The 22,709-nt window shown below is 47.1% G+C and carries 19 protein-coding genes; 7 read left to right on the forward strand and 12 right to left on the reverse strand.

Annotation, left to right across the window (positions count from 1 at the left end; translation table 11 throughout):
• Nucleotides 1–692 (reverse strand): tetratricopeptide repeat protein (locus tag ACUVJL_RS30220; RefSeq protein WP_445249214.1); only part of this gene is annotated, 692 nt, incomplete at its 3' end.
• A gap of 488 nt (nt 693–1,180) precedes the next feature.
• Here ACUVJL_RS30220 and ACUVJL_RS30225 point away from each other — a divergent pair.
• A complete protein-coding gene (locus tag ACUVJL_RS30225; protein WP_445249215.1) occupies nt 1,181–1,816 on the forward strand; it encodes a hypothetical protein in 636 nt (211 codons plus the stop codon).
• A gap of 96 nt (nt 1,817–1,912) precedes the next feature.
• Here the strand turns inward: ACUVJL_RS30225 and ACUVJL_RS30230 are convergent, their stop codons facing one another.
• The 6 genes from ACUVJL_RS30230 to ACUVJL_RS30255 form a co-directional block, all read right to left on the reverse strand.
• The gene (locus tag ACUVJL_RS30230; RefSeq protein WP_333439496.1) at nt 1,913–2,686 is read right to left on the reverse strand and encodes a BMC domain-containing protein; all 774 of its coding nucleotides are present in this window, start codon (nt 2,684–2,686) and stop codon (nt 1,913–1,915) included.
• 206 nt (nt 2,687–2,892) lie between these two features.
• Nucleotides 2,893–3,561 (reverse strand): carbon dioxide concentrating mechanism protein, encoded by a 669-nt coding sequence (locus tag ACUVJL_RS30235; RefSeq protein ID WP_445249216.1) that lies wholly within the window; start codon nt 3,559–3,561, stop codon nt 2,893–2,895.
• A gap of 289 nt (nt 3,562–3,850) precedes the next feature.
• Entirely contained in the window at nt 3,851–5,506 is a 1,656-nt protein-coding gene (locus ACUVJL_RS30240; RefSeq protein WP_445249217.1) for a ribulose bisphosphate carboxylase small subunit, read from the reverse strand.
• A 111-nt stretch (nt 5,507–5,617) separates the two neighbouring features.
• On the reverse strand, nt 5,618–5,923 hold the full coding sequence (locus ACUVJL_RS30245; RefSeq protein WP_172186882.1) for a EutN/CcmL family microcompartment protein: 306 nt from the start codon (nt 5,921–5,923) through the stop codon (nt 5,618–5,620).
• Between the two features lie 277 nt (nt 5,924–6,200).
• Nucleotides 6,201–6,542: a carbon dioxide-concentrating mechanism protein CcmK gene (locus tag ACUVJL_RS30250; protein WP_006635058.1), complete on the reverse strand. Its 342-nt coding sequence runs from the start codon at nt 6,540–6,542 to the stop codon at nt 6,201–6,203.
• A 96-nt stretch (nt 6,543–6,638) separates the two neighbouring features.
• Entirely contained in the window at nt 6,639–6,950 is a 312-nt protein-coding gene (locus ACUVJL_RS30255) for a carbon dioxide-concentrating mechanism protein CcmK (RefSeq protein ID WP_006635059.1), read from the reverse strand.
• Nucleotides 6,951–7,797: 847 nt separating this feature from the next.
• Here ACUVJL_RS30255 and ACUVJL_RS30260 point away from each other — a divergent pair.
• Together ACUVJL_RS30260 and ACUVJL_RS30265 are read left to right on the forward strand one after the other, a co-directional pair.
• Nucleotides 7,798–9,027: an RNA-guided endonuclease InsQ/TnpB family protein gene (locus ACUVJL_RS30260; RefSeq protein ID WP_445249218.1), complete on the forward strand. Its 1,230-nt coding sequence runs from the start codon at nt 7,798–7,800 to the stop codon at nt 9,025–9,027.
• A gap of 542 nt (nt 9,028–9,569) precedes the next feature.
• On the forward strand, nt 9,570–11,444 hold the full coding sequence (locus tag ACUVJL_RS30265) for an NAD(P)H-quinone oxidoreductase subunit F (RefSeq protein ID WP_445249219.1): 1,875 nt from the start codon (nt 9,570–9,572) through the stop codon (nt 11,442–11,444).
• A 135-nt stretch (nt 11,445–11,579) separates the two neighbouring features.
• On the opposite strand, the gene ACUVJL_RS30270 is transcribed toward ACUVJL_RS30265, so the two are convergent.
• Complete coding sequence (locus ACUVJL_RS30270; RefSeq protein WP_445249220.1) at nt 11,580–12,191, reverse strand: Uma2 family endonuclease; 612 nt, start codon at nt 12,189–12,191, stop codon at nt 11,580–11,582.
• 128 nt (nt 12,192–12,319) lie between these two features.
• On the opposite strand from ACUVJL_RS30270, the gene ACUVJL_RS30275 reads away from it, so the two are divergent.
• From ACUVJL_RS30275 to ACUVJL_RS30285, 3 genes are all read left to right on the forward strand, one after another.
• Nucleotides 12,320–13,834 carry an NADH-quinone oxidoreductase subunit M gene (locus ACUVJL_RS30275; RefSeq protein ID WP_445249221.1) on the forward strand — a complete coding sequence of 505 codons (1,515 nt, stop codon included), beginning with the start codon at nt 12,320–12,322 and terminating at the stop codon, nt 13,832–13,834.
• A gap of 282 nt (nt 13,835–14,116) precedes the next feature.
• Nucleotides 14,117–15,283, forward strand: a complete 1,167-nt coding sequence (locus ACUVJL_RS30280) for a CO2 hydration protein (RefSeq protein WP_445249222.1) — start codon at nt 14,117–14,119, stop codon at nt 15,281–15,283.
• Between the two features lie 25 nt (nt 15,284–15,308).
• Entirely contained in the window at nt 15,309–15,461 is a 153-nt protein-coding gene (locus ACUVJL_RS30285) for a hypothetical protein (protein ID WP_445249223.1), read from the forward strand.
• A gap of 324 nt (nt 15,462–15,785) precedes the next feature.
• Here the strand turns inward: ACUVJL_RS30285 and ACUVJL_RS30290 are convergent, their stop codons facing one another.
• The 4 genes from ACUVJL_RS30290 to ACUVJL_RS30305 form a co-directional block, all read right to left on the reverse strand.
• Nucleotides 15,786–16,505, reverse strand: a complete 720-nt coding sequence (locus ACUVJL_RS30290; RefSeq protein WP_445249224.1) for a PHP domain-containing protein — start codon at nt 16,503–16,505, stop codon at nt 15,786–15,788.
• A 398-nt stretch (nt 16,506–16,903) separates the two neighbouring features.
• Complete coding sequence (locus ACUVJL_RS30295; protein WP_445249225.1) at nt 16,904–19,345, reverse strand: protein kinase domain-containing protein; 2,442 nt, start codon at nt 19,343–19,345, stop codon at nt 16,904–16,906.
• 170 nt (nt 19,346–19,515) lie between these two features.
• Nucleotides 19,516–20,277: a ZIP family metal transporter gene (locus ACUVJL_RS30300; protein WP_445249226.1), complete on the reverse strand. Its 762-nt coding sequence runs from the start codon at nt 20,275–20,277 to the stop codon at nt 19,516–19,518.
• A gap of 570 nt (nt 20,278–20,847) precedes the next feature.
• The gene (locus ACUVJL_RS30305; RefSeq protein WP_445249227.1) at nt 20,848–22,086 is read right to left on the reverse strand and encodes a HetZ-related protein; all 1,239 of its coding nucleotides are present in this window, start codon (nt 22,084–22,086) and stop codon (nt 20,848–20,850) included.
• A 31-nt stretch (nt 22,087–22,117) separates the two neighbouring features.
• Between ACUVJL_RS30305 and ACUVJL_RS30310 the strand changes: the two genes are divergently transcribed.
• Nucleotides 22,118–22,327, forward strand: a complete 210-nt coding sequence (locus ACUVJL_RS30310) for a hypothetical protein (protein WP_445249228.1) — start codon at nt 22,118–22,120, stop codon at nt 22,325–22,327.
• Nucleotides 22,328–22,709 lie beyond the last annotated feature (382 nt).

Below are 22,709 nucleotides of genomic sequence, written 5' to 3' on the forward strand. Positions count from 1 at the left end.
TCAAAGTCTTCAATTGCAAGCTGCATTTGTTTTAATTTATAGCGAACGCAACCTCTGTTATAATACGCATAAACATTTTGTGGATCGATGCCGAGTGCTGTGTTGTAATCGGCGATCGCCTGCGTATTGTCTCCTAATTGGTGATAAGAAAGACCGCGATTTATGTAAGCTTTGGTATATCTAGGATTCAACCGCAGCGTTTCGTTAAAGTTCTCCGTTGCTGCCTCCTTTTCTCCCAAAAGGTAGTAAGCGCGCCCCCGGTTGTAATAGGTTTTATAATGGTGGGAATTGATAGAGAGAGCTCGATTGTAGTCTTCTATTGCTTCTTCGTAATTTCCTAAATTAGCTAGTACAAGTCCCCGGTTGTTGTAGATAGCGTGGCTGTTAGGCTTATTTACTAAAGCGCAGTTGAGATCTTCAATGGCTTTTTCGTGTTCTCCGAGATGACGCCAAGCATTGCCTCGATTTAAGTAAGCTTCGAACAAATTAGGATTGATATCGAGGGCTTGGCTGAGGTCTGCGATCGCTTTCTGGTAGTCTTTCATGTAATAGTAAACCAAGCCGCGATTGTTATAGGCTTTGGCATCGGCGGGATTGACTTGCAATATGCGATCGAAATCGTCGATCGCCGCTTCATAGTTTCCTTCCTTAGCGCTGTCCAAACCGCGCTTGTAAAATTGCTTGAGGTTCATAGGTCAACTTTCAGGAGTGCTTGATTCTGGGGGTTGATTCCTTTGCTCGAGGGTCGTTAATCTCTTGAAAGAGCATACCCCTGCAGCTAGGGTAACTCTTGACTGGTTCCCCGCAATCTACCCTAAACAGGATTTTTTTTATTTTAAGCGTAGTTAAATCCTGTTGAAAGAGTCTACACCTCGCCTGGATTTAAGTAGTCAGTTCGATTGTTTACGCGATAGACTCGATCAGAAAAGTCTGGTTTTAGTTGGTGTTCTGTGTCTCTTGATGCGGCTGGGTTCGGATCGAGCGGAAAATTAAGCTTGAGACAGCAACTAGGTACAAAGTTGTACGCACTCCAAAAAAGTAAACTTTATATTTTCATGAGAAACATTAACTCACTATTTTCGGCAAGATCGGTACAAATATTTGTTACCCGATTTTAAAGACCAGTCTCCCTTGCCGGCCTTATAGTGGGATGGTAGTATCCAAACAGGAATAGAGAAAGATGGACGGAACTATAGCAAGTAAATTACTGCGTCTGGCTGGCAGTTTTGCAACCCATCCAGAGTACATTCCCCGCTACCTGCGCGATCGCGCACCAGCACGCAGTTCCCCGCTAGAGATAGAACTTCCCTGGATTTCCTACGCCGCGATCGACTTCCTCGAGGGATACTTGAAACCGGACATGACAGTTTACGAATACGGTTCCGGGGGTTCGACGCTGTTTTTTGCTTCGCGAGTTGCCCGCGTGACTAGCACCGAACACGAACCACTTTGGTACTCGCGCGTCCAGAGCAAACTCCAAGCGAACTCTGTGACCAACGCCAACTTACAGTTAGTAGAGTGCGATTTATCACAAACGCCTGACTTCGAGAACTCCCCCTACGTGCAATCTCTTCGAGACACAGAAGCCGACGTGATTTTAATAGACGGACTCGAGGACTGGTCAAAGTATAACCTGCGCCCTATTTGCTTTGCGCTCGCCGAAACTCAAATTAAACAGGGTGGCATCATCATCTTAGATGACTCTTGGCGCTACACCCACCTCCGGCAGAAAAACTCTGCTGTTCGGGTGCAAGTATTTGAAAGCCCAGGCCCGGCTCGCCCAGGGGTAACTTCCACCGACGTTTACTTCTATTAAAAACAGTATTTCACAATCAAAAGTCGTGAATACAAAAGATTTCGCTATGTTTGCACAGCAGCTTTGATTGTCCAATTATCAATTACGAATTCCCAATTACCGATTGATTTCCTCTTCCACATAAACAGTCAATTTCTCCAAATCTGGAAGTTCGATCAATTCTTTTTCCTTTTCCTTAACCGACACGGGCATCATTACAGGTGTACGCTGCTCAATCCAGCAACTCGCCAGCGGTAAAGTTTGTTCCAAATCTTCCAAAGGCCTCGGAATTACCATTACCGCGTTCAACTCGCCAATTCGCTCAGCTTCGTACATCCCCGCTTCTACGGCTACTGCTACATCTGCAACTGCACCGCGAATAATTGCCGTGCACAAACCGGCGCCAATTTTCTCGTAAGCTGCCAAGTGTACGTCTGCGGATTTGAGCATAGCATCGCAAGCGCCGACCATTGCCGGAAATCCCCGGGTTTCGAGCAAACCGATCGCCTGATTGCTAAGGCGAGAATAACTGCCACTTTCGGAAAGTTCAGTCAGCCGAAAGCCGATCGGCAAAACCACTTCTAAATTAGCCAAAGGTCTAGGAATCACCAACTTAGAAACAAACTGCCCGAACTGTTCGGCTGTTTGAGCTCCAGCTTCCACAGCCAAACGCACATCCGAAATTCTGCCGCGGACGATCGCCGTACAGTGACCGGAACCAATTTTTTCGTATCCTACCAAAATCACCCCTGCCGACTTCAGCATCATGTCAGCAGTCCCGACAATTGCCGGAAAACTCTTGGTCGATACCAAACCCAAAGCAGTGTCTTTGAAGTATTCCTGGCGCTGCGATCGCTCTTGGTGACTGTTACGATCTGTTTGTCCGTCCATCTTCGATTACCTTTAGAAACTTCCCAAAATAAAAATTTGTTGATAGTTTTAGTTTCTCAGATGAGAAGACAGACTGCACGAGCTACAAGACACTGATTGCTGCTGCAAGGTCTTACAAATTGCTGAGCTACCAATATAATATGAGATTACCTATTTATATTTGATCTTTCTGCCTTCAGCATAGCTGCCTTTTGCGAAAATGACGGCTACCCGGAACCGCCCGATAGAGTTTGACCGTTTTCCTCCGATCGATTAAAAGCTTGCCGGTGCGGAAACAGCGTCCCCAGCAGCCGATTGATGTGAGCTTGGCCGTAGAGAATAGTTGGCGTCTCCCCTGGTTGGGGCGGCTCTGGGGCGGTGGATTCCGGCGCATCTGGGGTCGTTTCCGGCGCCGTTTGAGGCGGTGTTTGGGCGGGGGAAGGCGGCTCGATCGGTGGAGCGACAGGTGGCGTAGTGGCTTCGGGGGTTTCTGGTGATGTTGGCGCTGCTGTTGGCGCTGCTGCGGTTGCTTCTGCGGAGGCTTGGCGGCTGGTATCTCCGATTAGAGAACCTGCTGGCATAATTTGCATTTGGTCGATACAAGGATCGATCAGTGTCGTCCCCGCGCCAATACAGGCATTTGCCCCGATCTTCCCCGCACCTACCACCAGCACCCCTGCACCCAGAATAACGCCTGCCTCGATTTCCAGAGTGCCTTCACGGGCGTGAAGGATAACTCCCATGCCGATACACGCACCGGCGGCGATCGAGATCCGGCTGCCCGGCTCTGCTTGCAGGATTACTCCTGGGGCGATCGCCGCACCCTGATTCACAACTACATCGCCACTCATCAAAATCTGAGAGTTGCTACTTAATTGTAGTGGCGATAAATACATTCAACTTCACCATGAAAAGAGCTATTTTTTTCGATTAAATGAATTAAAATTATGGGTTTTCTCGACTGATAAATTTAATCATGTCAATCTAAGAAACGATAATTTACTAATGCACAGAAGTGTGATGCTTTAACGTTTTCTAGAAAGTTTCAGAAGATTCTAGATTTTGACCAACTTTTCTCAATCGATCTTTTTAACTATCTCAAATCCAACTTCAATCGGCTGGGGTTTCTCCCGTGGAACCCAGGGCGAGGACTTAACGGGAGAAACAAGCTAATTACCTAGCTTCTTAAGGTCGTTGGATAATTTCTTCGAGTACCCGGCGCTTGGCCTTAGAATCGATGCCAAGCAAGCGGACGTACTCGCCGCTGTGTTCTTTGAGACAGCTTTCGAGAGCCGAAATCACTTCGGATTCGCGGTTGGATGCGATCGGCGCGCAACTGTTCCAAGAACCGGTGCGGAAACGGCGCGCATCGGCGTGTTCCGTGCCAATTTTGTAGCCTTGGGAAAGCAGGTTGCGGATTTGGTCGATCGTCTTGCCGGTCAACATTCCGCTGCTGGGCGCCGAACCCGTCGTCGTGGCTTTGTATCCCGATGTTCCTGCAGGCTTAGATGTTGCTGCAGGCTTAGCCGATTGAGCCACCGGGCCGTCGGGACGCTGAATAATTTCTTCAACCACGCGCCGCTTAGCTTTCGGGTCAATCCCGATCAAGCGCACGTACTCGCCCGGGTACTGATTCATCACAGATTCCAAAGCGGCGATCGCCTCAGATTCGTTTCTGACTTGCAGCGAAGCCCCGCTTTGCCAAGAACTGGTACGGAAGCGGCGCGCGTCGGCGTGTTCCGTCCCCACCTTGTAGCCTTGAGCTAGCAAGCTGCGAACCTGAGCCACTGTTGCCTCACTCAATTTTCCGCTTGACACGGAACCGCTATTGTGGTATGAAGCTTGTGCAACTTTACCGTTAGATTGGTGAGTTTTGGCACCGTTAGAACCGTTTGAGCCGTTGTCTCCCGGTCTTTGGACGATTTCTTCTAGTACGCGGCGCTTGGCTTTGGTGTCAATCCCGATCAAGCGGACGTATTCTCCTTGGTGGTCGGCCATGCAAGCTGACAAAGCCGCGATTACTTCCGAGTCGCGGGTTGAGGAAATCGGGCCACAAGTGCGCCAAGAACCGGTACGGAAGCGGCGCGCGTCGGCGTGTTCGGCTCCTACGCTGTATCCTTGGGCTAGTAAATTGCGGATGCTATCGGCAAGAGAAGAACTCAATTGGGTGCCGGCATGGGTAGAATATTTGGTTTGAGTCATATTGGAGTTTTTAGTTTGCTCGTTGCGAATTGGTGCTAGACAGGCGATGTTCTCAGCGCAGCGATAACCCGTTCTCAGAGCGTCATTGATGCCGATGACATGGGTCGCAAATTTAACGTCAGAATCTAGAACGTCAGGCAAGCGATCGGCTTGTTGCTGATTAGTGATGATGGCTCCCGAAGGTATGTACTTACCTTCGGGAATCTCCACATCTTGAATTAGTACGTGCATCATGACAATGCAGCCGTTGCCCACTCTGGCATTGAACACCGTAGAGCGAAAGCCGATAAAGCAGTCGTCGCCGACGTAGGCAGGCCCGTGAATTAAACTCATGTGGGTGAGGGAAGTATTTTTCCCCACCCACACAGAATAGGACTTGCCGTCGTCTCCTGTGACTCGGCCTTGTTCTAGGCCGTGAATCACTACTCCGTCTTGAATGTTGCTTCCTTGTCCGATATAAAAAGGAGTGCCTTCATCGGCGCGGATAGATGTCCCGGGGGCAATCATCACATTAGAACCGATATGCACATCCCCAATAATGTTAGAAAAGGAATGTACGAAGGCGGTATCGTGAATTTTCGGCTCAGCCAAGTTTTTCGACCAAGGCGTCGGGGGAGCCGCAACGTTGCGGACTGCCATAAATTAAGTTCTCCTAAGCTGAAAAATCTTTTTGTTAGTTGTTAGTTGTTAGTTGTTAGTTGGTAGTTGTTAGTTATTTTTCCACTAACTGCTAACTGCTAACGGTTGCAACTAGCGGTACGGGTCGTCTTTTTTACTGTAAATGAGGCGGTTTTCTACATTGACAGTATCTATAATGCCTACTACCAGAGCATCGATCGGACGGTTTTCGCTCCCGGGCGCGATCCGGGCCGCGCTGCCTCTGGTCACTAAAACCCATTCATCGATACCAGCGCCCACACAGTCAGCCGCTACCTCATATCCGGGAACTGGGGAACCTTCCTCATCGATGAATTGCAGCAGTAGAAATTTCGATCCTCTCAGCGTCGGCTCTTTTTGGGTACTGACAACTGTGCCGAGAACTTTGGCCATTTGCATTTTAGGTAAGAGGTAATTGGTAATTGGTAATTGTCATTTTTACACTGTCACTTGTCTTTGTTTTTATTAGCTTTGCTCTGTCCGCTGCCGGCAGTTTAGAGTTATTCGTCTAGTAACTAATGACTCTTGACTAATGACTCCTGACTAATGACTCCTGACTAATAACCAATATCCCATGCCCACCTCAATTAAAAATTAAAAATGCTAAATCAAAAACATCGCGATTTTTAATTTTTAATTTTTAATTACCTAATGCCCCATTGCATGACGGCCTATCTTATGATCTGTTGAGAGGGCGAATGCCGCTCACGCCTTCGCGGAACTGTTCTACAGCTTCGGTGTAGCGAATCGGCAGCACGTACTCCAAGTTTTCGTGAGGGCGGGCGATAATGTGGGTGGACATCACTTGTCCGCCGTTAACGCGCTTCACTGACTCTACTCCGGCGGCGACTGAGGCTTGCACTTCGGAGACATCTCCTCTGACAATGACTGTAACGCGAGCGCTACCGATTTTTTCGTAGCCTACCAAGGTGACGCGGGCTGCTTTGACCATCGCGTCAGCAGCTTCTACAACTGCGGGGAAGCCTAAGGTTTCGATCATGCCAACTGCAATTGCCATTGGTTTTACTCCTGATTGAATATTTGGGTAACTAAACAGTTAATTTTTGACGGGCGCACTAATTTTCGTCAAACGAAATTTCTGTGCGCTAGGAACTTAGTAGCCTCGGAACTGTTCTACTGCTTCTGTATATCGAATCGGCAGAACGTATTCTAGGTTTTCGTGGGGGCGAGCGATGATGTGGGTAGATACGACTTCTCCGCCGTTGACCCGCTTGACGGATTCCACTCCGGCGGCCACTGAGGCTTGGACTTCCGACACGTTGCCGCGCACAATTACGGTGACGCGGGCGCTGCCGATTTTTTCATAGCCCACTAGGGTAACACGGGCAGCTTTGACCATAGCGTCGGCAGCTTCCACAACAGCGGGAAAACCTTTCGTCTCAATCATTCCCACGGCAATTGACATTTTTGAATCTCCTTTGAGGATTAGTGAAATTACCGTTACAAATCTTTGAGAAATCTAAAAATTTGGACGGGGAGGCCCACATTATTTAGTAATGCAGTGTAAAGCTTCCTATCCTTTAAGAATAGGGGAAGCTGTCCACCTTGACAATATAAACTAACATCATAATGTTTAATAACAAAAATTAAAATTTTTTATGTTACTTAAAATAATTTAATATTTATTTAATAAACTTAATATAGAGAGGAGTAGATGTCGGGGGCGATCGGGGATTAGAGTAAGTAACAATACTGATAAAGTAGAGTTCGGTAGGTGAAGCCGGGGCCGATCAGTGCCGGGAAAATTGGGGATTTCAAAAATGGGGATCGCGGGGAAATCGGCAAAAAAGGCAGTCTTGGCTGATGAGCAGGCATTTTTTTCTTTGAGTGCCGAGCCTGCTGGGTCTGTAAATTTGTATTGAGAGAATTCTCAGTTTTGATGCTTTAATGTATAGTGAATCTTGAGTGCAAATTATTTTGCCGGAACTATACGATCGGGTTTAGCTAAAACAGCAGAAGCCCCACACTGAATTTAGAGGGGGATTAATCGAGGCATAGCCGAGTACCCCCAATAAATCAGTGTGGGATGAATGCGCGACTGACGGAGGTACGTAGTCAGTCAATAATTGTAAGCGATAGTCGATCAATCCATTCTTCTACCATCTGGGTGATAGTTTTTTATTTTTTGGCAGCGATCGTTCTCAGCTTGTTAAGTCGTTTTTCGGACAATCGGATGTGAAGGTTTTTATTTTTCATGCTGTGTTGTCAGTGCGAACACAATCACGCTACCATAGCTTTTAAGGAGGATAGGTATGAGAACAGCTTACCAATACAAGTTACGTCCCACGAAGCAGCAGGTAGTTGAGCTAGACAGATGGCTGTCGATGCTATCGGCTCAATACAACTATCTGTTGGCTGACAGATTTAACTGGTATCAAGAAAATCGTTCTTCTGTTAACGCCTGTCCTCTCGTCTGCCACTTACCTGAACTGCGAGAAAATCCTGATTATTACTCGCAAAAGAAAACGTTACCTCAACTCAAGAAAACCCATCCTTGGTATAGCGAGATTTATTCGCAAGTCCTTCAAGATGTGGTTAAGCGGGTCAAGGTAACGTTTGATCGTTTCTTAAAAGGTGACAGTAATGGAAAACGTAGCGGCAAGCCTCGCTTTAAATCGCGCAGCCGTTATCGCACCTTTACTTATCCGCAAATGAAGGACGGGTGCTTGCCCTGCAACTCGATTAGCTTGCCGATGTTCGGCAAAGTTAAGGTTGTCTTGCATCGCCCTATCCCGGACGGCTTCAAAATCAAAACTGCATCTGTCACGAAAAAAGCGGATGGCTATTGTTTAACTCTTTCCCTAGAAGACAAGACAGTTCCAGAGATCAAGCCAGACTTCAATCCTCATTCAATAACAGGTATTGACGTAGGACTCAAGGAGTTTTTGACAACATCTGAAGGTGAAACAGTTGCTATTCCTCAGTATTACCGTAAAACCCAGAAGCGTTTACGGGTTATCCAGAAGCGGGTATCACGTCGCAAAAAAGGCAGTAAACGGAGGCAGAAGGCGGTTAAGCAACTAGGGAAGTGTCACAAAAAAGTAGCGGATAAACGCAAAGATTTTCACTTCAAAACAGCTAATTGGCTGCTATCAAAATATGACGTAATCGCGCATGAGGATTTAAACATTAAAGGACTCGCTCGTACAAAATTAGCTAAATCTGTCTTAGACGCTGGGTGGTCAAGCTTTATGTCGATACTAACAAACAAAGCCGTAAATGCTGGTTTGTTGGTTATCCCAGTAAGTGCCTATAATACTTCACAAGATTGTTCTAATTGCGGCGAGAAAGTACCAAAAAAGCTGCAGGTTCGTTGGCACGACTGTCCTCATTGTAGGTGCAGTCTTGACCGCGATCACAACGCCGCAATTGTTATCAAAAATAGGGCGGTGGGGCAACCCGTTCTTAAAGCTCGGTCAATGTCCTATGCAATAGCAGGAGTCGCCGAGAAGCCTACACCAGACTGTACTCAGTTGGTGTAGGAGTTGTCACTCAAAGTTTTTGGGTATCGGGCGATCGCCCGCGACTGTTTTTTGTATAAAGGCAGGCGGTAATTTCAAGTTTAAGGGATAGATTAAGTCAACAACCCAGGTTCTAAAGACACGCTCGCTTCGGGCCTTTGACTTAAACCCGAGTTGACCAGAGGTGTACCTGCGTACTACGTTAACGGTAAGAGTTAAAGACCTACCAAGGGATGCTCAGCTAGTTCCTTGAATTGCGAAATTTAGGATGAAACAGACTTATTTGGTTAAATCGGTGTCCTCGATCGAGTACCGGTCATTAACTTTGTCGAAACTAACATAACCCGTCTCAATTAGGCTCATAAAGGAGCAAACATTATCCGATCGCGGGTTGCGAAATTTGAGATAGTAATTGTCAAGAGTGAAAACACATCACATTCATTACACCGAATTTAGCAATCCTTGGCGCGGTAATGGCAAGATTCACGGCGGTTGAAACCGCTCGCGTCGTTTCCCTGTCCGCACTCTTTGTGACGCTCGTTTCCCACTTACCGAGTATTTTTATGACTCAATTTCTCCTGCAAGCCTGTTGGTGGGTACCTTTATATGGCTTAATAGGCGCAATTTTAACTTTGCCGTGGTCTACGGGAACAGTTCGCACAACAGGGCCCAGACCGGCGGCTTACTTCAATTTGTTGATGAGTGTGTTGGCTTTCATACACGGGTCAGTTATTTTTACAGCGACTTGGGATCAACCGCCCCAACAGTTGCTCGTCCACTGGGTGCAAGCAGCAGATTTAGATTTGTCTTTTGCAATAGAAATCTCCACGGTCAGCGTCGGAGCAATGGAGTTAGTTACACTTCTGAGTTTGCTAGCACAAATTTACGCTCTTGGCTACATGGAAAAAGACTGGGCCCTAGCTCGATTTTTTGGGCTGCTCGGTTTTTTTGAGGCGGCAATTAGCGGCATTGCCATTAGCGACTCGCTGCTTCTAACTTACGCTTTGTTGGAACTGCTGACGCTTTCAACTTACTTGCTAGTCGGGTTTTGGTACGCTCAACCGCTGGTAGTAACAGCCGCTCGTGATGCGTTTTTAACAAAGCGTGTAGGAGACGTGCCGCTGCTGATGGGAGTAGTGACACTTTCAACTTTAGCGGGAAGTTTGAATTTTTCCGACTTGGAAACATGGGCGGAAACAGCAACTTTGTCTCCTCTAGTGGCGACTCTTTTAGGTTTGGCTTTAATTGCCGCACCTACGGCCAAGTGCGCTCAATTTCCGTTCCATTTGTGGCTCGACGAGGCGATGGAAGGACCCAACCCGGCTTCGATTATGCGGAATACGGTAGTTGTGGGCGGTGGGGCTTATGTTTTGATTAAACTTCAGCCTGTTTTAGCGCTGTCGCCCGTGACTGATGGGGTGCTGGTGGTTTTGGGTGCGGTGACTGCTGTTGGCGCTTCCTTGGTGGCGATCGCCCAAATCGATATCAAAAGAGCATTATCGCATTCTACCAGCGCTTCTTTGGGTTTGGTGTTTATCGCGGTGGGGCAAAATCACGTTGACATTGCTTTGCTGTTGCTGTTCGTGCACTCGATCGCCAAGGGCCTATTATTCATGAGCATAGGGTCAGTTATTACCACAACTAACACTCAAGATTTAACTGAAATGGGTGGCTTGTGGTCGAAGATGCCTGCCACGACTACGGCTTATTTAGTAGGCGCTGCGGGGATGGTAGCGCTATTGCCTATGGGCAACTTTTGGACGATGCGGCGCTGGCTCAACGGTTTTTGGACGGTGCCTTTGTGGCTGGTAATTGTGTTGCTTTTGGTTAATGGTTTGACGGCGCTAAATTTAACTCGCATATTCGGTTTAGTGTTTGCTGGAAAACCGCAGCCGAAAACTCGCAGAGCTCCAGAAGTCGCTTGGCAGATGGCTTTGCCGATGGTAATTTTGACCGTGATGGGGCTGTTGGTGCCTTGGATATTGCAGCAGTGGCAATTGTTAATTAGTTGGACTGGCCCTTGGGCGCAAACGGGGGATTTTGATGCTTTAAATTTGCTGTTGAAGACTCTGGATATTCCGCTGCTAATGTTATCTGGGTTGATTGGCGTTGCGGTTGGGGTGGCGATTTATTGGTACGGGGTGTTACCTCGACCGGTACGGCTGCCTGTTCCGGTGGTACAGGATTTGTTGGCTTACGATTTTTATATCGATCGAGTTTACCGCTTGACTGTGGTTTGGGCTGTGGCTTCTATTTCTAAAATCAGTGCTTGGACTGACAGGTATGTGGTGGACGGGGCGGTGAATTTGTTTGGTTTTGCGACAATTTTCAGCGGGGAAGGGTTGAAGTACAGCGGCACCGGTCAGTCGCAGTTTTATGTGTTGACTATTACGACGGGGGTTGCTGTGTTGCTGGCTTTGATTATTTGGCAGTTTTAGGTTGGCAGATGAATTTTTTGGGGTTTGTCTGCTTTTTGTCTGATGTTTTTTAATTTTAAACCGCAGATGAGGGCGGATGTACGCAGATGAACGCAGATGATTTTATTCTGGGTTTGTCTGCTTTTTTATCTGTTTTTACTCGAAGTCGATTGGCCACAATTCGGTCACCGCAATTTCCCAACCGGGCACGAGTTCGGGAATTGAAATCATGTCGCTGTCTCTTAATACAACTGGCTCGGCTGTCGGAGTGTAAATTGTTACTGTGCGCTTGTCTGGGTCGATTAATATTCCTACTTTTGCTCCGAGTTCGATAAATGATTGAATTTTTTCTCGCAGGGGTTTGAGGCGATCGGACTGAGATTTGATTTCTACAACTAAGTCGGGAACGAGTTCGGCAAAATACCTTTTACTTTGTTTGAGGCGCGAGGCTGTCACAAACGAAACATCGGGTGCTCTCAGATCGGAATTGGGGAGGATAAACCCGCCGCTGGACTCAAAAACTCGTCCGAGTTTGCGGGGTTTGACCCAGTTCCCCAAAAGTCTGCCAAACTCTGCCCCAATTTCGCTCGATACAATGTCTGATGGGCCCATAATGATAATCTTCCCGTCTACGAGTTCTAATTGGTAGTCTAGATGCGCTTCGCAGAGTATACCTTGCAGTTGTTCTAAGTCGGCAACTGTTAGGCGGGTGGAAGGAGAACCGGATTTAATTTGCAAATCTTCTCGATCTGTAAGACTTGAGGTCATAGGAGGTTTCCAGAGACATTTGAATCTATGTTAACAAGAAAGTCAGCCGGACGCTTTTTTATGCGGTTGCTTTGCGTTAATGTTAAATATAGTTCTAAAAACTCTGTAACAAAGGAAAGTTTTAATTGATGCTCAGTGCTTTAATCTGGATACCAATGTTGGCGGCCGCCTTAATTGGGTTCTGGCCGGGTGCGATCGGTCCTAAAATAGTGCGGAATGTCGCGATCGCCATTGCGGGCATAACTTTTATTCTCTCGGTGATTTTGGCAGCTCAGTTTGATGCGAGTACGAGTCAGTTGCAGTTTTCGCAATTCGTTCCTTGGATAGATGCTTTGGGATTGAATTACAATCTCGGCGTTGATGGTTTGTCTCTGCCTTTGGTAATTTTAAATACTCTGCTGACAGGGGTAGCTATTTACGCTACGGATGAGTCGATCCGCAGACCTCGACTTTATTATTCTTTGATGCTGTTAATTACAGGCGGCGTAACGGGGGCTTTTTTATCTCAAAATTTGCTGCTATTTTTCCTGTTTTTTGAGGTAGAATTGATTCCGCTTTACCTGTTAATTGCGATTTGGGGAGGGGAGCGCCGGGGTTATGCTGCTACTAAGTTTTTAATCTATACTGCATTTTCTGGCATTGTGCTGCTGGCTTCTTTCTTGGGGGTGGTTTGGCTCAGCGGTGCTTCTAGTTTCGATATGGTTGGTGCAGCGGGCGCCTCGCATTTGCAAGGAGGATTGCCTTTGCCTTTGGTAAGGCAAATTGTTTTGCTTGCAGGGGTGTTGCTGGCTTTTGGCATTAAGATTCCTTTGGTGCCTTTTCATACTTGGTTGCCGGATGCTCACGTAGAAGCTTCGACGCCGGTTTCGGTGCTGCTGGCTGGGGTGCTTTTGAAGCTGGGAACTTATGGGATGCTGCGCTTTGGTTTGGGTTTGTTTCCGGATGCGTGGGCGGTGGCGGCGCCGATTTTGGCGAGTTGGGCTGTGGTGAGTGTGCTTTACGGGGCGAGTTGCGCGATCGCCCAAAAAGATATGAAAAAAATTGTAGCTTACAGTTCGATCGCTCACATGGGCTACATTCTGTTAGCTAGCGCCGCAGCTACTCCGATTAGTATGCTGGGAACTGTTTTACAAATGGTTAGCCACGGTTTAATTTCGGCGCTGCTATTTTTGAGTGTCGGCGTTGTTTACAAAAAATCTGGCACCCGCAATATCGATGTACTCAAAGGTTTGTTCAATCCCGATCGCGGTTTGCCGATGATTGGCAGTTTAATGATCCTCGGCGTGATGGCAAGTGCCGGCATTCCGGGTTTGGCTGGATTTATTGCTGAATTTTTGATATTTCGGGGCAGTTTGCCAGTGTTTCCCGTGCAAACTTTCCTCTGCATGATCGGCACTGGTTTAACTTCGGTTTACTTTTTACTTATGGTCAACCGCGCCTTTTTCGGTCGCCTTTCGGATTTGGTGGTAAATTTGCCGCAAGTCCGCTGGCGCGATCGCATCCCTTCGCTGGTTTTAGCAATAATTATCACAATCATGGGAGTGCAGCCGGGTGTTTTAGTTGCTTTGAGCGAGAAAACTGCGATCGGAATGGTAGCTAATGTGCCACCGCAAGTTAAAGTGATTGCTCAAAAATTAGACTGATAGGATCTCTGGTCGATCGACCGCAATCCAATTCGTTTGTAGTGAGGAATGCAAGTCATCCTAAACTTCTGAGGATGGTCCTACTCACTACAAACAAGCGCACCCCGCCAAAACCGTAAAAAACCTGCTTTCTTCGATCTAGATTGCGTCCAGTAGGGTATGTATTTTTACATCAAAATTAAGTAAATATTTGTGTGTTTAGGTAGCCAGTATTGCCAAAAATGATATAATAACAGAGCTATCAACAGTAAAAAAATAGTTTTAAATTCAGGCTGAATCCAGATGAAAAGCACAGTATTAAAACCGTCTGCCCATCCCCTAGCCGCATACATTGACATCTTGGAATCAGGCAAAGCTTTGCTTCCAGAATCGGCGGAAAATGTAGTAGAAGTTGTCGGCATTCTCAAAAGTTACGGTGTGGTTCTCGATGCCTACTCGCGCAATCTCAACTACATCGCTGAAGAACAGTTTTTAGTGCTTTTTCCGTTTTTTAAATATTTCAATGGAGAGGTGACGCTGCCGAAATTAATTCGCTATTGGTGGCACGATCGCATTAATTTTGAGTATGCTGAGTATTGCATGAGAACAATGCTTTGGCACGGCGGCGGGGGTTTGGACACTTATGTGGATTCCCCAGAATTTAGCAGTTTGGCGGAAAAGGCGATCGCGGCTAAATTGAAAGGTAATTTTTTCATGCAGGGACTCCACAAAGCATTTCCTGATTTTTTGCCGGAACAAGTGCGGATGCTGGCTTACTACAGCGGTCTCGGTCAGTTTTGGCGGGTAATGAGCGATTTGTTCATCGACTTATCTGATTCCTACGATGCCGGGAAAATTAATTCGATCGCTGACGTAGTTAATTTTGTCTTAGCAGGTTTGGTTAGCGCCGCCAGTCTACCAATTACCTACAGCGTCAAGATTCACGGTCAAGTCTACGATATCATTCCGGCGGCGGCGAATTTGACATTTTTACCCGATGTAGCAGTGCCTTATGTAGAGGCAGTTTTCTTTCGGGGCACTGCGTTTTTTGGCACAGTTTCATACAACGCGCAAGCCCATCACATCCCCGAAAAACAGGGAGAATTTGCCTACGGGGCTTTGTTTGCAGACCCTTTGCCGATCGGAGGTGCAGGGATTCCGCCCACTCAATTGATGCAAGATATGCGGCATTTTCTGCCGGATTATTTGCATGAAGTTTATCGCACTAGCTGTCGGGGTGAAGATGATCTGCGGGTGCAAATTTGCCAGAGTTTTCAGAAGTCGATGTTTTGCGTGACGACGGCGACTATTTTGGGTTTAGCACCTCATCCCATGAATACCTCCGATCCAGAGGAAAAGAAGGCTAATCGCGCTTATTTGGAAGGTTGGATGGATCGATTTGGGAATTCTCGCTTGGATTGGGCAAATCAGCCAACTAACAGGGCCTGTCAGTTGTTCCCCGAACGGTAGAATGGCGACTGGTTTTTAGGGAGAAATGTCTCTAGGAGTTGCCAAAATATTACCGGCTTTGACGATTGCTTTCTTTGGGATCGCGAAAGCTAATGCTGGCGATCGCAATGAGAGCAAGTCCAGTAAAATAGCCGTTATCACGCAAGTAGTGAGGGCTGGAGTCCTCGGATTTTTATGAGGACTTCTGTCCTCACTACGAACCAATTTTATACTGGTCGTTTTAGCGGACATAATATGATATCATGTCCGGTCTGTTACCCTGCTTTCTGTACGGGCGGGTTCACCAATAATATTTGCCAAAAACGGACAATCTCACAAACCCGCCCCGGCAATTGTATTATGGGCGCTCGATCGGACTATGTATTATGGGCGATCGATCGGACATAATATGACATGGTGAACTGCTTGTTTTCGGGTCATTGCGATTGCTTTGATAAGAGATAGCTCCGAATCGGCTTAGGGTAGCAATGACAGGATCAAGCACTTGTTATTTCCAAAATATTTAGATTCTGACTAGAATACTCAGCCCGTGAGAGTCGGTTCCGCAAGTTGCAAGCAAACCATAAGTTTCTGCTAAATCTTTGACTAAAGCAGTTTGTTTGGGACTCGGTGTCCAAGGATTGGGATTACCATAAGCATAGTAAGTTTCTACACCGTCAATGCCCAAACGGGCTGCTTCTGGAATTAGTTGCTCTGCGGTCGATCGATACCGGCAAGGATGTGCTAGAACTGCTAAACCTCCTGCTTCATGAATAGCTTCAATTACCCGGGCTGCTGGATAATAAGCGGTGCCTTCAGTACCTTTACCTCGTAAGTATGGTTGGAGACTCGGATGTTGCGGGGAGAAGGCGTAACCGAGAATGTGTACGTCATTGTTGAGCAATTCGGCACTAATTTCAGCGCCTGTCCACAGACTAGGTGCTTCGCTATTTTTGTCGGGATGGTTTAATTTCCAATTATCCAGCCAAAGTTGAGCTTGAACGTAGCCTTGGGTGCTGTGGTGGTCCGTGATAGCTAAGCCTTTGAGGCCGCAGGCTATGGCTTGACACAGCAATGCCTCTGGCTGCAATCGCCCGTCGGAGTAGACTGTGTGCATATGGAAGTTATAGGAACCCGGACAGCTATCGGCATCAATTGTCTGGAAGACTTGTTTGAGTGCTGATATATTCTGGGCTTCTGGTTTGAGGCTAGAACTTTTTGCGGAATCGAGATTGATAGCCATAAGGATTCTTATAAAAAAAAACTAGCTTTTTTTAATATATCTAATAAATGGATATGTTGCACCTGTCGCAATAGTCGGATGTGGGGTTTAAAGCTCTGGCCGACTACTGCCTTCGGCACAAGATATCAATTCATATCATTTCCGGTTACACCGGAATGATGTTGACTGTTGACGGTTGACGGTTGACTGTTGACAGTGAACAGTCAACCGTCAACAGTGAACTCGAATTTACTATTGCGATGCTAACGGATTTGATATCACTCGCACATCTTGCACAATTTTATATCGAGGATTTTATCATCTGGTGGGGACTGGTTTATGAGATTATTAGTTTTAGGCCATTATACTTCGTAAAACCAGCCCCTACAGGTTTGTGGAGAATGCCACAAGATACCAATTCACTCGCACTTTAAACCTGCGGCTGCGGCTGTGGGAAATTCGATCGGCACAAAGGTGAAACCAAACTGTTCTTTAGGACACGGTACAATATGCACCAATCGTTTAGGAGGGTTTTGCCGATTTCGCGTATTGGGGTCAAACTCAATTATACCCGTGGCTCCTGCGGCTTTAAAGTTGGGATCGGCTAAGGTTTTTTGCATTCCTTCGCGGCTGGGTTCTTGCTGCATTTCTAGGGCTTTAATCAGGGTCCGGGCGGCATCGTAGGTTAAAGCCGCTCGAGTATTGACCGGGCCTCCCCACAATTTTTCAACGTTTTGCGGAAATTTTTTGTCAAAACTTATTAACGGATGCCAAAACACGGATATACCCAGTTTTTCAATAGACTTTAGCTGTGTTGCTAGTTTTAACGTTCCCGGGTCGTACAGCGTCCAGGGCCCGACAACCCAATTGCGATCGTTGTTAGCTTTAATCATTTCGATCGCATTTTCGAGGGAATTAGTGACTTGACCGTCGGGAATGAGAAGTAAGCCTGTTTTTCCGGCTTTCTCAACTTCATTGATTGCTGCTTCGGCGTTAAAATTATTGTTAGATAAGTCGTAATAATTACTGATAGAAGTCGTTCCTCCTAGGGCTTCAAATTGCTTTTTAAATTCTTCCCACAAAGAAACGCTGAACGGACTGTTGGGATTGTAAAAGACTGCGGCTTTTTTCTCACCGACCAAGATCAGTTGATTTACTAAAGATTCAGCTTCTATCCTAGTTGTCGGAGCCGTCCGAAAGAAATATTTTCTAGGTTTTCGCGTCAGTTCTTCTGTTGTGCTTCCCGAAGAAATGGCGACCAGTTTATTGTCATTGTAAATATCTACTGTTTTAACAGTCATGTCGCTAGTATAGTGTCCGATGACTGCTAGAATATCGGGCTGAGCGACCAGGTAATGAGCCCTTTTAACTGCGTAGTCTTTGATATTTCTGTCATCAGCAATGATGACTTTTAGACCTTTTCCGTTAATAGCTTTTGGTTCGAGAAAGCCTTGACCGGGAAAATCTTTATTGTTCTCATTTACACCCGGAAGACCTAAATTAACTTCGGTTTGAGCTTGAGCAATGCCGCGGAGAAGTTCTTCGGCTAAATTTGCGTTGAGGATGCTGCCGTCCTGATTTCTGCGGATGGGAACAACAATTGCGATCGTGTAATATTCTGCATTTATTGCCTTCAGCAGAGCATTGTTCATGTAAATTAAAGCTTCTGGATCTTTGCGCTTTTCTTTCCAGGACTGTTTGAGCAATTTTAAAGCTTCGGGATAATTTGAGTCGGCAAACTCATTGATTCCCCTTTGTTTTAACGGAACGTCGGGGGGTGGCACTAGGAGTTTTTCGCCAGAACTTACACCATCTGGGGAGGGTGGAGGCAGGGTTGGGGACGGTGTAGACTGGGTTGAGGAGAGTGTAGGCAGGGTTGATCGCGGGGAAATTCTGGGGATTAAAAGTCCGATCGCCAATGCAGCGCCCAGTCCCGCAACTCCCAACAGCAACCAACGAAAGTTCCCTACAGGCGGTGGCGGCGGTGGCGGTGGCGGTGGCGGTGGCAATTGAAGCGAATCCAAGTCTTGCAAAACTTCATCCACAGATTGGTAGCGGTCTTGAAAGTGGTAACGCACCATTTTGGTTAAAATATTTTTGAGGTTGTCGCTAACTTGTACCGCAGGGCGATGGGGCGTCGAGTAATCCCAGATAATATCGCAAGTTGCGGGGTCTGGTGGCAGATTGGTGGGATGCTGGCCGGTGAGAGCTTGGATGGCGATGATTCCGAGAGCATAAATGTCGTTGTAGGGTTGCGGGACAGACCGCGGATTGTATTGTTCGGCAGGCATATAACCACTGGTGCCGATCGCCTGCGATAATATTTCACCTGTATGGCTAGAGGTGAAAGTGCTGATTTCTCTGACCGCTCCAAAATCAATTAAAACAATTTGTCGATCTGTTTGGCGCCGAATTAAGTTAGAAGGTGTAATATCGCGATGAATAACATTTGCTTGATGAATAGAGTTTAAAATTTCTAATATTTCCCGTAAAAAGGCGATCGCCTGTGCTTCCGTCCACCGTTGGCCCGGAGGGAGTTCTTGACTTAGGGGAGTTCCTTCCATGAATTCTTGAACTAAGTAAAAATTGCTATTTTCCTCAAAGTGATTGAACAATTCAGGAATGCGCGAGTTATTTCTTAGAGTCTGCAAAGCCCTAGCTTCCCTTTGAAATCGCCTCCTGGCTCTTTCCAATACCATGGGATTTTCGGATTGAGGAAAAGGAATTTCCTTGATAACGCACGGGGGATTTTCGGGGTTTTGTATATCTTGAGCGGTGTAGGTTCTAGCGAATCCTCCCTGTCCTAATCGAGCGATGATTCTGTAGCGTCCGGCCAGTATCTCTCCGGGATTGAGACACATAAATTTTATAGTTCCTTGTGGAGGTGCGATCGTTGATGTTGATTATAAGCTTTTTTGTTGCCAGATACAGCTTGGCAACATATCAAATTCCTCTGTGTCTATATCAAAAACACTATAACTCTCAGCAATTCGCAATTATACATTAGTCATGACTGATTGCTAATTCCCAATTATCTTTCTGCTAACTTGCTGAGTACAAAAGCAGCTAAAAACCCGCAGACAGTAATTAGTCCAGCAAAATCGTGAGTTTCCTCGAATGCTTCGGGAATCATAGTATCTGAGATCATTGCTAAAATAGCCCCTGCAGCTACGGCGGTAGTTGCGGCTATTACCTCCGCAGAATAGCCGCTGAAAACCGTATATCCTAACAATGCCGCGATACCAGAAATAACTGCGATCGCGCCCCAAACTCCAAAAATGTAACCGATCGATCTCCCTGCTTTTTTCATGCCGGCGGCGCTGGAGAGTCCTTCGGGAATGTTGGAGAGGAAAATTGCCGCTACTGTCACCCAACTGACAGCGCCTCCAGAAATCATGCTGACACCAACGACGATCGACTCCGGTATCCCGTCTAACAGCGCGCCGAGGGCGATGGCTAATCCGCCATCGCCTGACTCTGTTTTAGCTGGGTGCAAAGCGCCCGATCGCTTGCGGTGTTTTGCTCCCTGTTGGCTCAAAAACCAATTGGCGGCTGTGTAGACAGCAGCGCCTCCCAAAAAGCCGATCGCCGTAGAGTCGAAACCGCCGCGCTTGTAAGCTTCATCCATCAGCTCAAAGGATAGCGCTGACATCAGCACACCGGCACCAAAAGCCATAATTGTCGCGATCGCCCGCTGGGGAATGCTCACAAAGTAACCCACTGCCGCTCCCAGTAGCAAGGCCCAAGCCCCTACTAAACCCCAAAATCCTGCCTGCAACCACACTGGAAACATCAGCCGCACCTCAGAGAAAAATTTTTTTATACCCGCTCGAAAATTATATAGTTTTCATTACGGATCGACACCGGATACAGCATTTATAAACCAATCGAGGTACTGCCTCGGAAGCACGCAATTTCTAATGACTAATGACCAATGACTAAGCTGTTGCGGCATTTAAATTGTATGTCAAAAAAAATCAAAGTCTTGTGGGGTGGGCGTCCCGCCCGCCCTGAATATACAATTTAAATGCGCGACAGCTTAATGACCAATGACTAATGACCAATGACTAATGACCAATGACCAATGACTAATGACCAATGACTAATGACCAATGACCAATGACTAATGACCAATGACCAATGACTAATAGAAACAAATTCCCAGGCCTTACCCGGGAACGAAAAATATAAAAAAAAGTAATGTTGTTTTAATAAATTGAATGAGCCAAAAAGCAGCGATAAATTAGTAGCAGCGCTTGTTGATTTGAGAGCCCAGGCCGGGGCGGGCAGTCCTGTGCAGATGCCCCACCCGATCGCATTTTTCAGTCTCAAGAAAACAGTTGCATTCATACTTGAGTACCAATTAAGCTTGGGTGCTGTTGCGAGTCTGGCTTGCCAGCTCCAACAGTTGCGCCCAGCGTTTTTGGACTTGTTTGGGAGTGCATTGGATTGCAGCGCCGATCGCCTTGTCGCTTTCTTGATTCCGCTTCATTTCTAACAGTTGCTGCATTTGGGGCGACAGTTGAGCCCGAAATTCTTCCCATTGGTCCGAAGTCATTCCCAGCTTTTGATCGACATCAGCACCCAGCCATTCGTGCACAAGTTTCCAATTTTGAGTGCGGGCAAATTTTTCGACGTGGTACTTAAACCGCTGTTGCAAGTAGTCGCGCTGGCGGGAAGACAAACCGAGAACTCGATCGATTTCCGAAGCCGAAAGGTCTTGCAATTTTAAAGTTAGGTAGTCCACGCATTCGGGCTGATTTTGGGCTTCCAGATAGGCGATCAATTCCGAGACTACTCGATCGCGCAGCACAGCATCAGCCGGATCGACAGTTTCCGATACCATTTGCTCGCGCACTTGTTGCAGCGCCGGAGAGCGGCTGTAGATTTCCGCATCTTCTCCCTTGCCCGACTCTACAGCCATTTCAATGTCGATCGCAGTTTCCGGAGGCTGGCCCTTGGCAAATCCTTGAGCGCGCAACACGATCAGGCGCTGGCGGTTGCGGCCGGGCAAACCGATTTGGCGCTTGGCGTAGTGTTCGGTAAAAGCCATGTACTCAGCCAATTCTAGCTGCGTGCGGGGCTGGTAGGTGGCATCGAGTTGGTGTTCGCGGCGGAAAGCTCGCAAAGATTCGATGTAAAAGCCTTGCAAAAAGTCTTCAATCATGTTGTAGCGAGCTTGGAAGTTCAAGTTCGATCGGAAGGAAGCAACATGGCGGTAAATCATGGCCGCGAGGTGAGAATGCAGTTCGACACGGCCTTGTTTGGAACCGAGGCGGTAGTATTGCAAGGTTTTTTGCAACCGGTGCTCGGCCAAGGTGATTTGCCAAGCTTCAACTTCGCCGGAAATTTGGATGCGATCGCTTTTTTGGCAAATCCGTTCGACTTCCTTAGCAATCCGCATCGCCACTGCTTGAGTGCTGCGGCTGGCAGTTTTCATGGACGCTTGCAATTCTTTGACGGCGAAGTCAGCCAAAGCCAGGACATTGATGCTGGGAACAGTATTGATTTCGGCGTTTGGTTCGCTAGAGGTGGCAGGAATGCTGTTGAGGTCAGAAGCGGTGTTGCAATTGACGGTGTTGGTGGCAGCTTTGACAGTCATGGCGTTTATCGGGTGGTAGTGCACAGCGGGTGTGCGAGGACATTTGTTAGAGAGTGAGGCGGCAGTAGCTGGCGGTTTCGCTTGCTGTGCTGATTCAACTCTCTATACATTGAATGTTACGTTCGTAGAGATAACCGCAGTGATGCCAGTGTTCCACTCTCTCATGCAACAGTTTTTGGCTGCTGAATCTGATTCTAAGCACTGGCTGTGGGAGATTGGTTTTATGGCCATTAAACCATGACTGTACAAGCATTCTGAGCTGTTAGTCGCGTGAGGCGATCGTCAGAAGCATTGAGGGTGCTGCCAGCCCCCTGAATGGACAATTTATTAACTGGCTATGTGAGGCGTTGGAGATTCTGGAATCGAGACTGGGCAGAGTGTAGGGAACTGCAATCTATTTAAAACCTACGCCACAGTATTTAGGAAACCCGGTTAATCTGCAAATTTGATCTTATGGAAGAAGCAAGAAGGAAGCAGGAAGCAGGAAGAAAAGTCCTGGACGCACTCAGACTCCTCGAAACCGGGTTTTTTAGCGAGTGTGCCGGCTCTAAGGAATGAGAATTAAATAACTTCCACAAGTTTGTGGGATGGGCGTCCCGCCCGTCCAAAAAGGACGGGCGGGA

It is taken from the genome of Microcoleus sp. OTE_8_concoct_300, assembly GCF_031383065.1.
Lineage (GTDB): Bacteria > Cyanobacteriota > Cyanobacteriia > Cyanobacteriales > Microcoleaceae > Microcoleus.

Excerpts from the sequence above, each read along its gene's own strand:
- ACUVJL_RS30225 (WP_445249215.1), top strand. The coding sequence starts at position 1,181 with ATGGACGGAACTATAGCAAGTAAATTACTGCGTCTGGCTGGCAGTTTT.
- ACUVJL_RS30230 (WP_333439496.1), bottom strand. The coding sequence starts at position 2,686 with ATGGACGGACAAACAGATCGTAACAGTCACCAAGAGCGATCGCAGCGC.
- ACUVJL_RS30235 (WP_445249216.1), bottom strand. The coding sequence starts at position 3,561 with ATGTATTTATCGCCACTACAATTAAGTAGCAACTCTCAGATTTTGATG.
- ACUVJL_RS30240 (WP_445249217.1), bottom strand. The coding sequence starts at position 5,506 with ATGGCAGTCCGCAACGTTGCGGCTCCCCCGACGCCTTGGTCGAAAAAC.
- ACUVJL_RS30245 (WP_172186882.1), bottom strand. The coding sequence starts at position 5,923 with ATGCAAATGGCCAAAGTTCTCGGCACAGTTGTCAGTACCCAAAAAGAG.
- ACUVJL_RS30250 (WP_006635058.1), bottom strand. The coding sequence starts at position 6,542 with ATGGCAATTGCAGTTGGCATGATCGAAACCTTAGGCTTCCCCGCAGTT.
- ACUVJL_RS30255 (WP_006635059.1), bottom strand. The coding sequence starts at position 6,950 with ATGTCAATTGCCGTGGGAATGATTGAGACGAAAGGTTTTCCCGCTGTT.
- ACUVJL_RS30260 (WP_445249218.1), top strand. The coding sequence starts at position 7,798 with ATGAGAACAGCTTACCAATACAAGTTACGTCCCACGAAGCAGCAGGTA.
- ACUVJL_RS30265 (WP_445249219.1), top strand. The coding sequence starts at position 9,570 with ATGACTCAATTTCTCCTGCAAGCCTGTTGGTGGGTACCTTTATATGGC.
- ACUVJL_RS30270 (WP_445249220.1), bottom strand. The coding sequence starts at position 12,191 with ATGACCTCAAGTCTTACAGATCGAGAAGATTTGCAAATTAAATCCGGT.
- ACUVJL_RS30275 (WP_445249221.1), top strand. The coding sequence starts at position 12,320 with ATGCTCAGTGCTTTAATCTGGATACCAATGTTGGCGGCCGCCTTAATT.
- ACUVJL_RS30280 (WP_445249222.1), top strand. The coding sequence starts at position 14,117 with ATGAAAAGCACAGTATTAAAACCGTCTGCCCATCCCCTAGCCGCATAC.
- ACUVJL_RS30285 (WP_445249223.1), top strand. The coding sequence starts at position 15,309 with ATGTCTCTAGGAGTTGCCAAAATATTACCGGCTTTGACGATTGCTTTC.
- ACUVJL_RS30290 (WP_445249224.1), bottom strand. The coding sequence starts at position 16,505 with ATGGCTATCAATCTCGATTCCGCAAAAAGTTCTAGCCTCAAACCAGAA.
- ACUVJL_RS30295 (WP_445249225.1), bottom strand. The coding sequence starts at position 19,345 with ATGTGTCTCAATCCCGGAGAGATACTGGCCGGACGCTACAGAATCATC.
- ACUVJL_RS30300 (WP_445249226.1), bottom strand. The coding sequence starts at position 20,277 with ATGTTTCCAGTGTGGTTGCAGGCAGGATTTTGGGGTTTAGTAGGGGCT.
- ACUVJL_RS30305 (WP_445249227.1), bottom strand. The coding sequence starts at position 22,086 with ATGACTGTCAAAGCTGCCACCAACACCGTCAATTGCAACACCGCTTCT.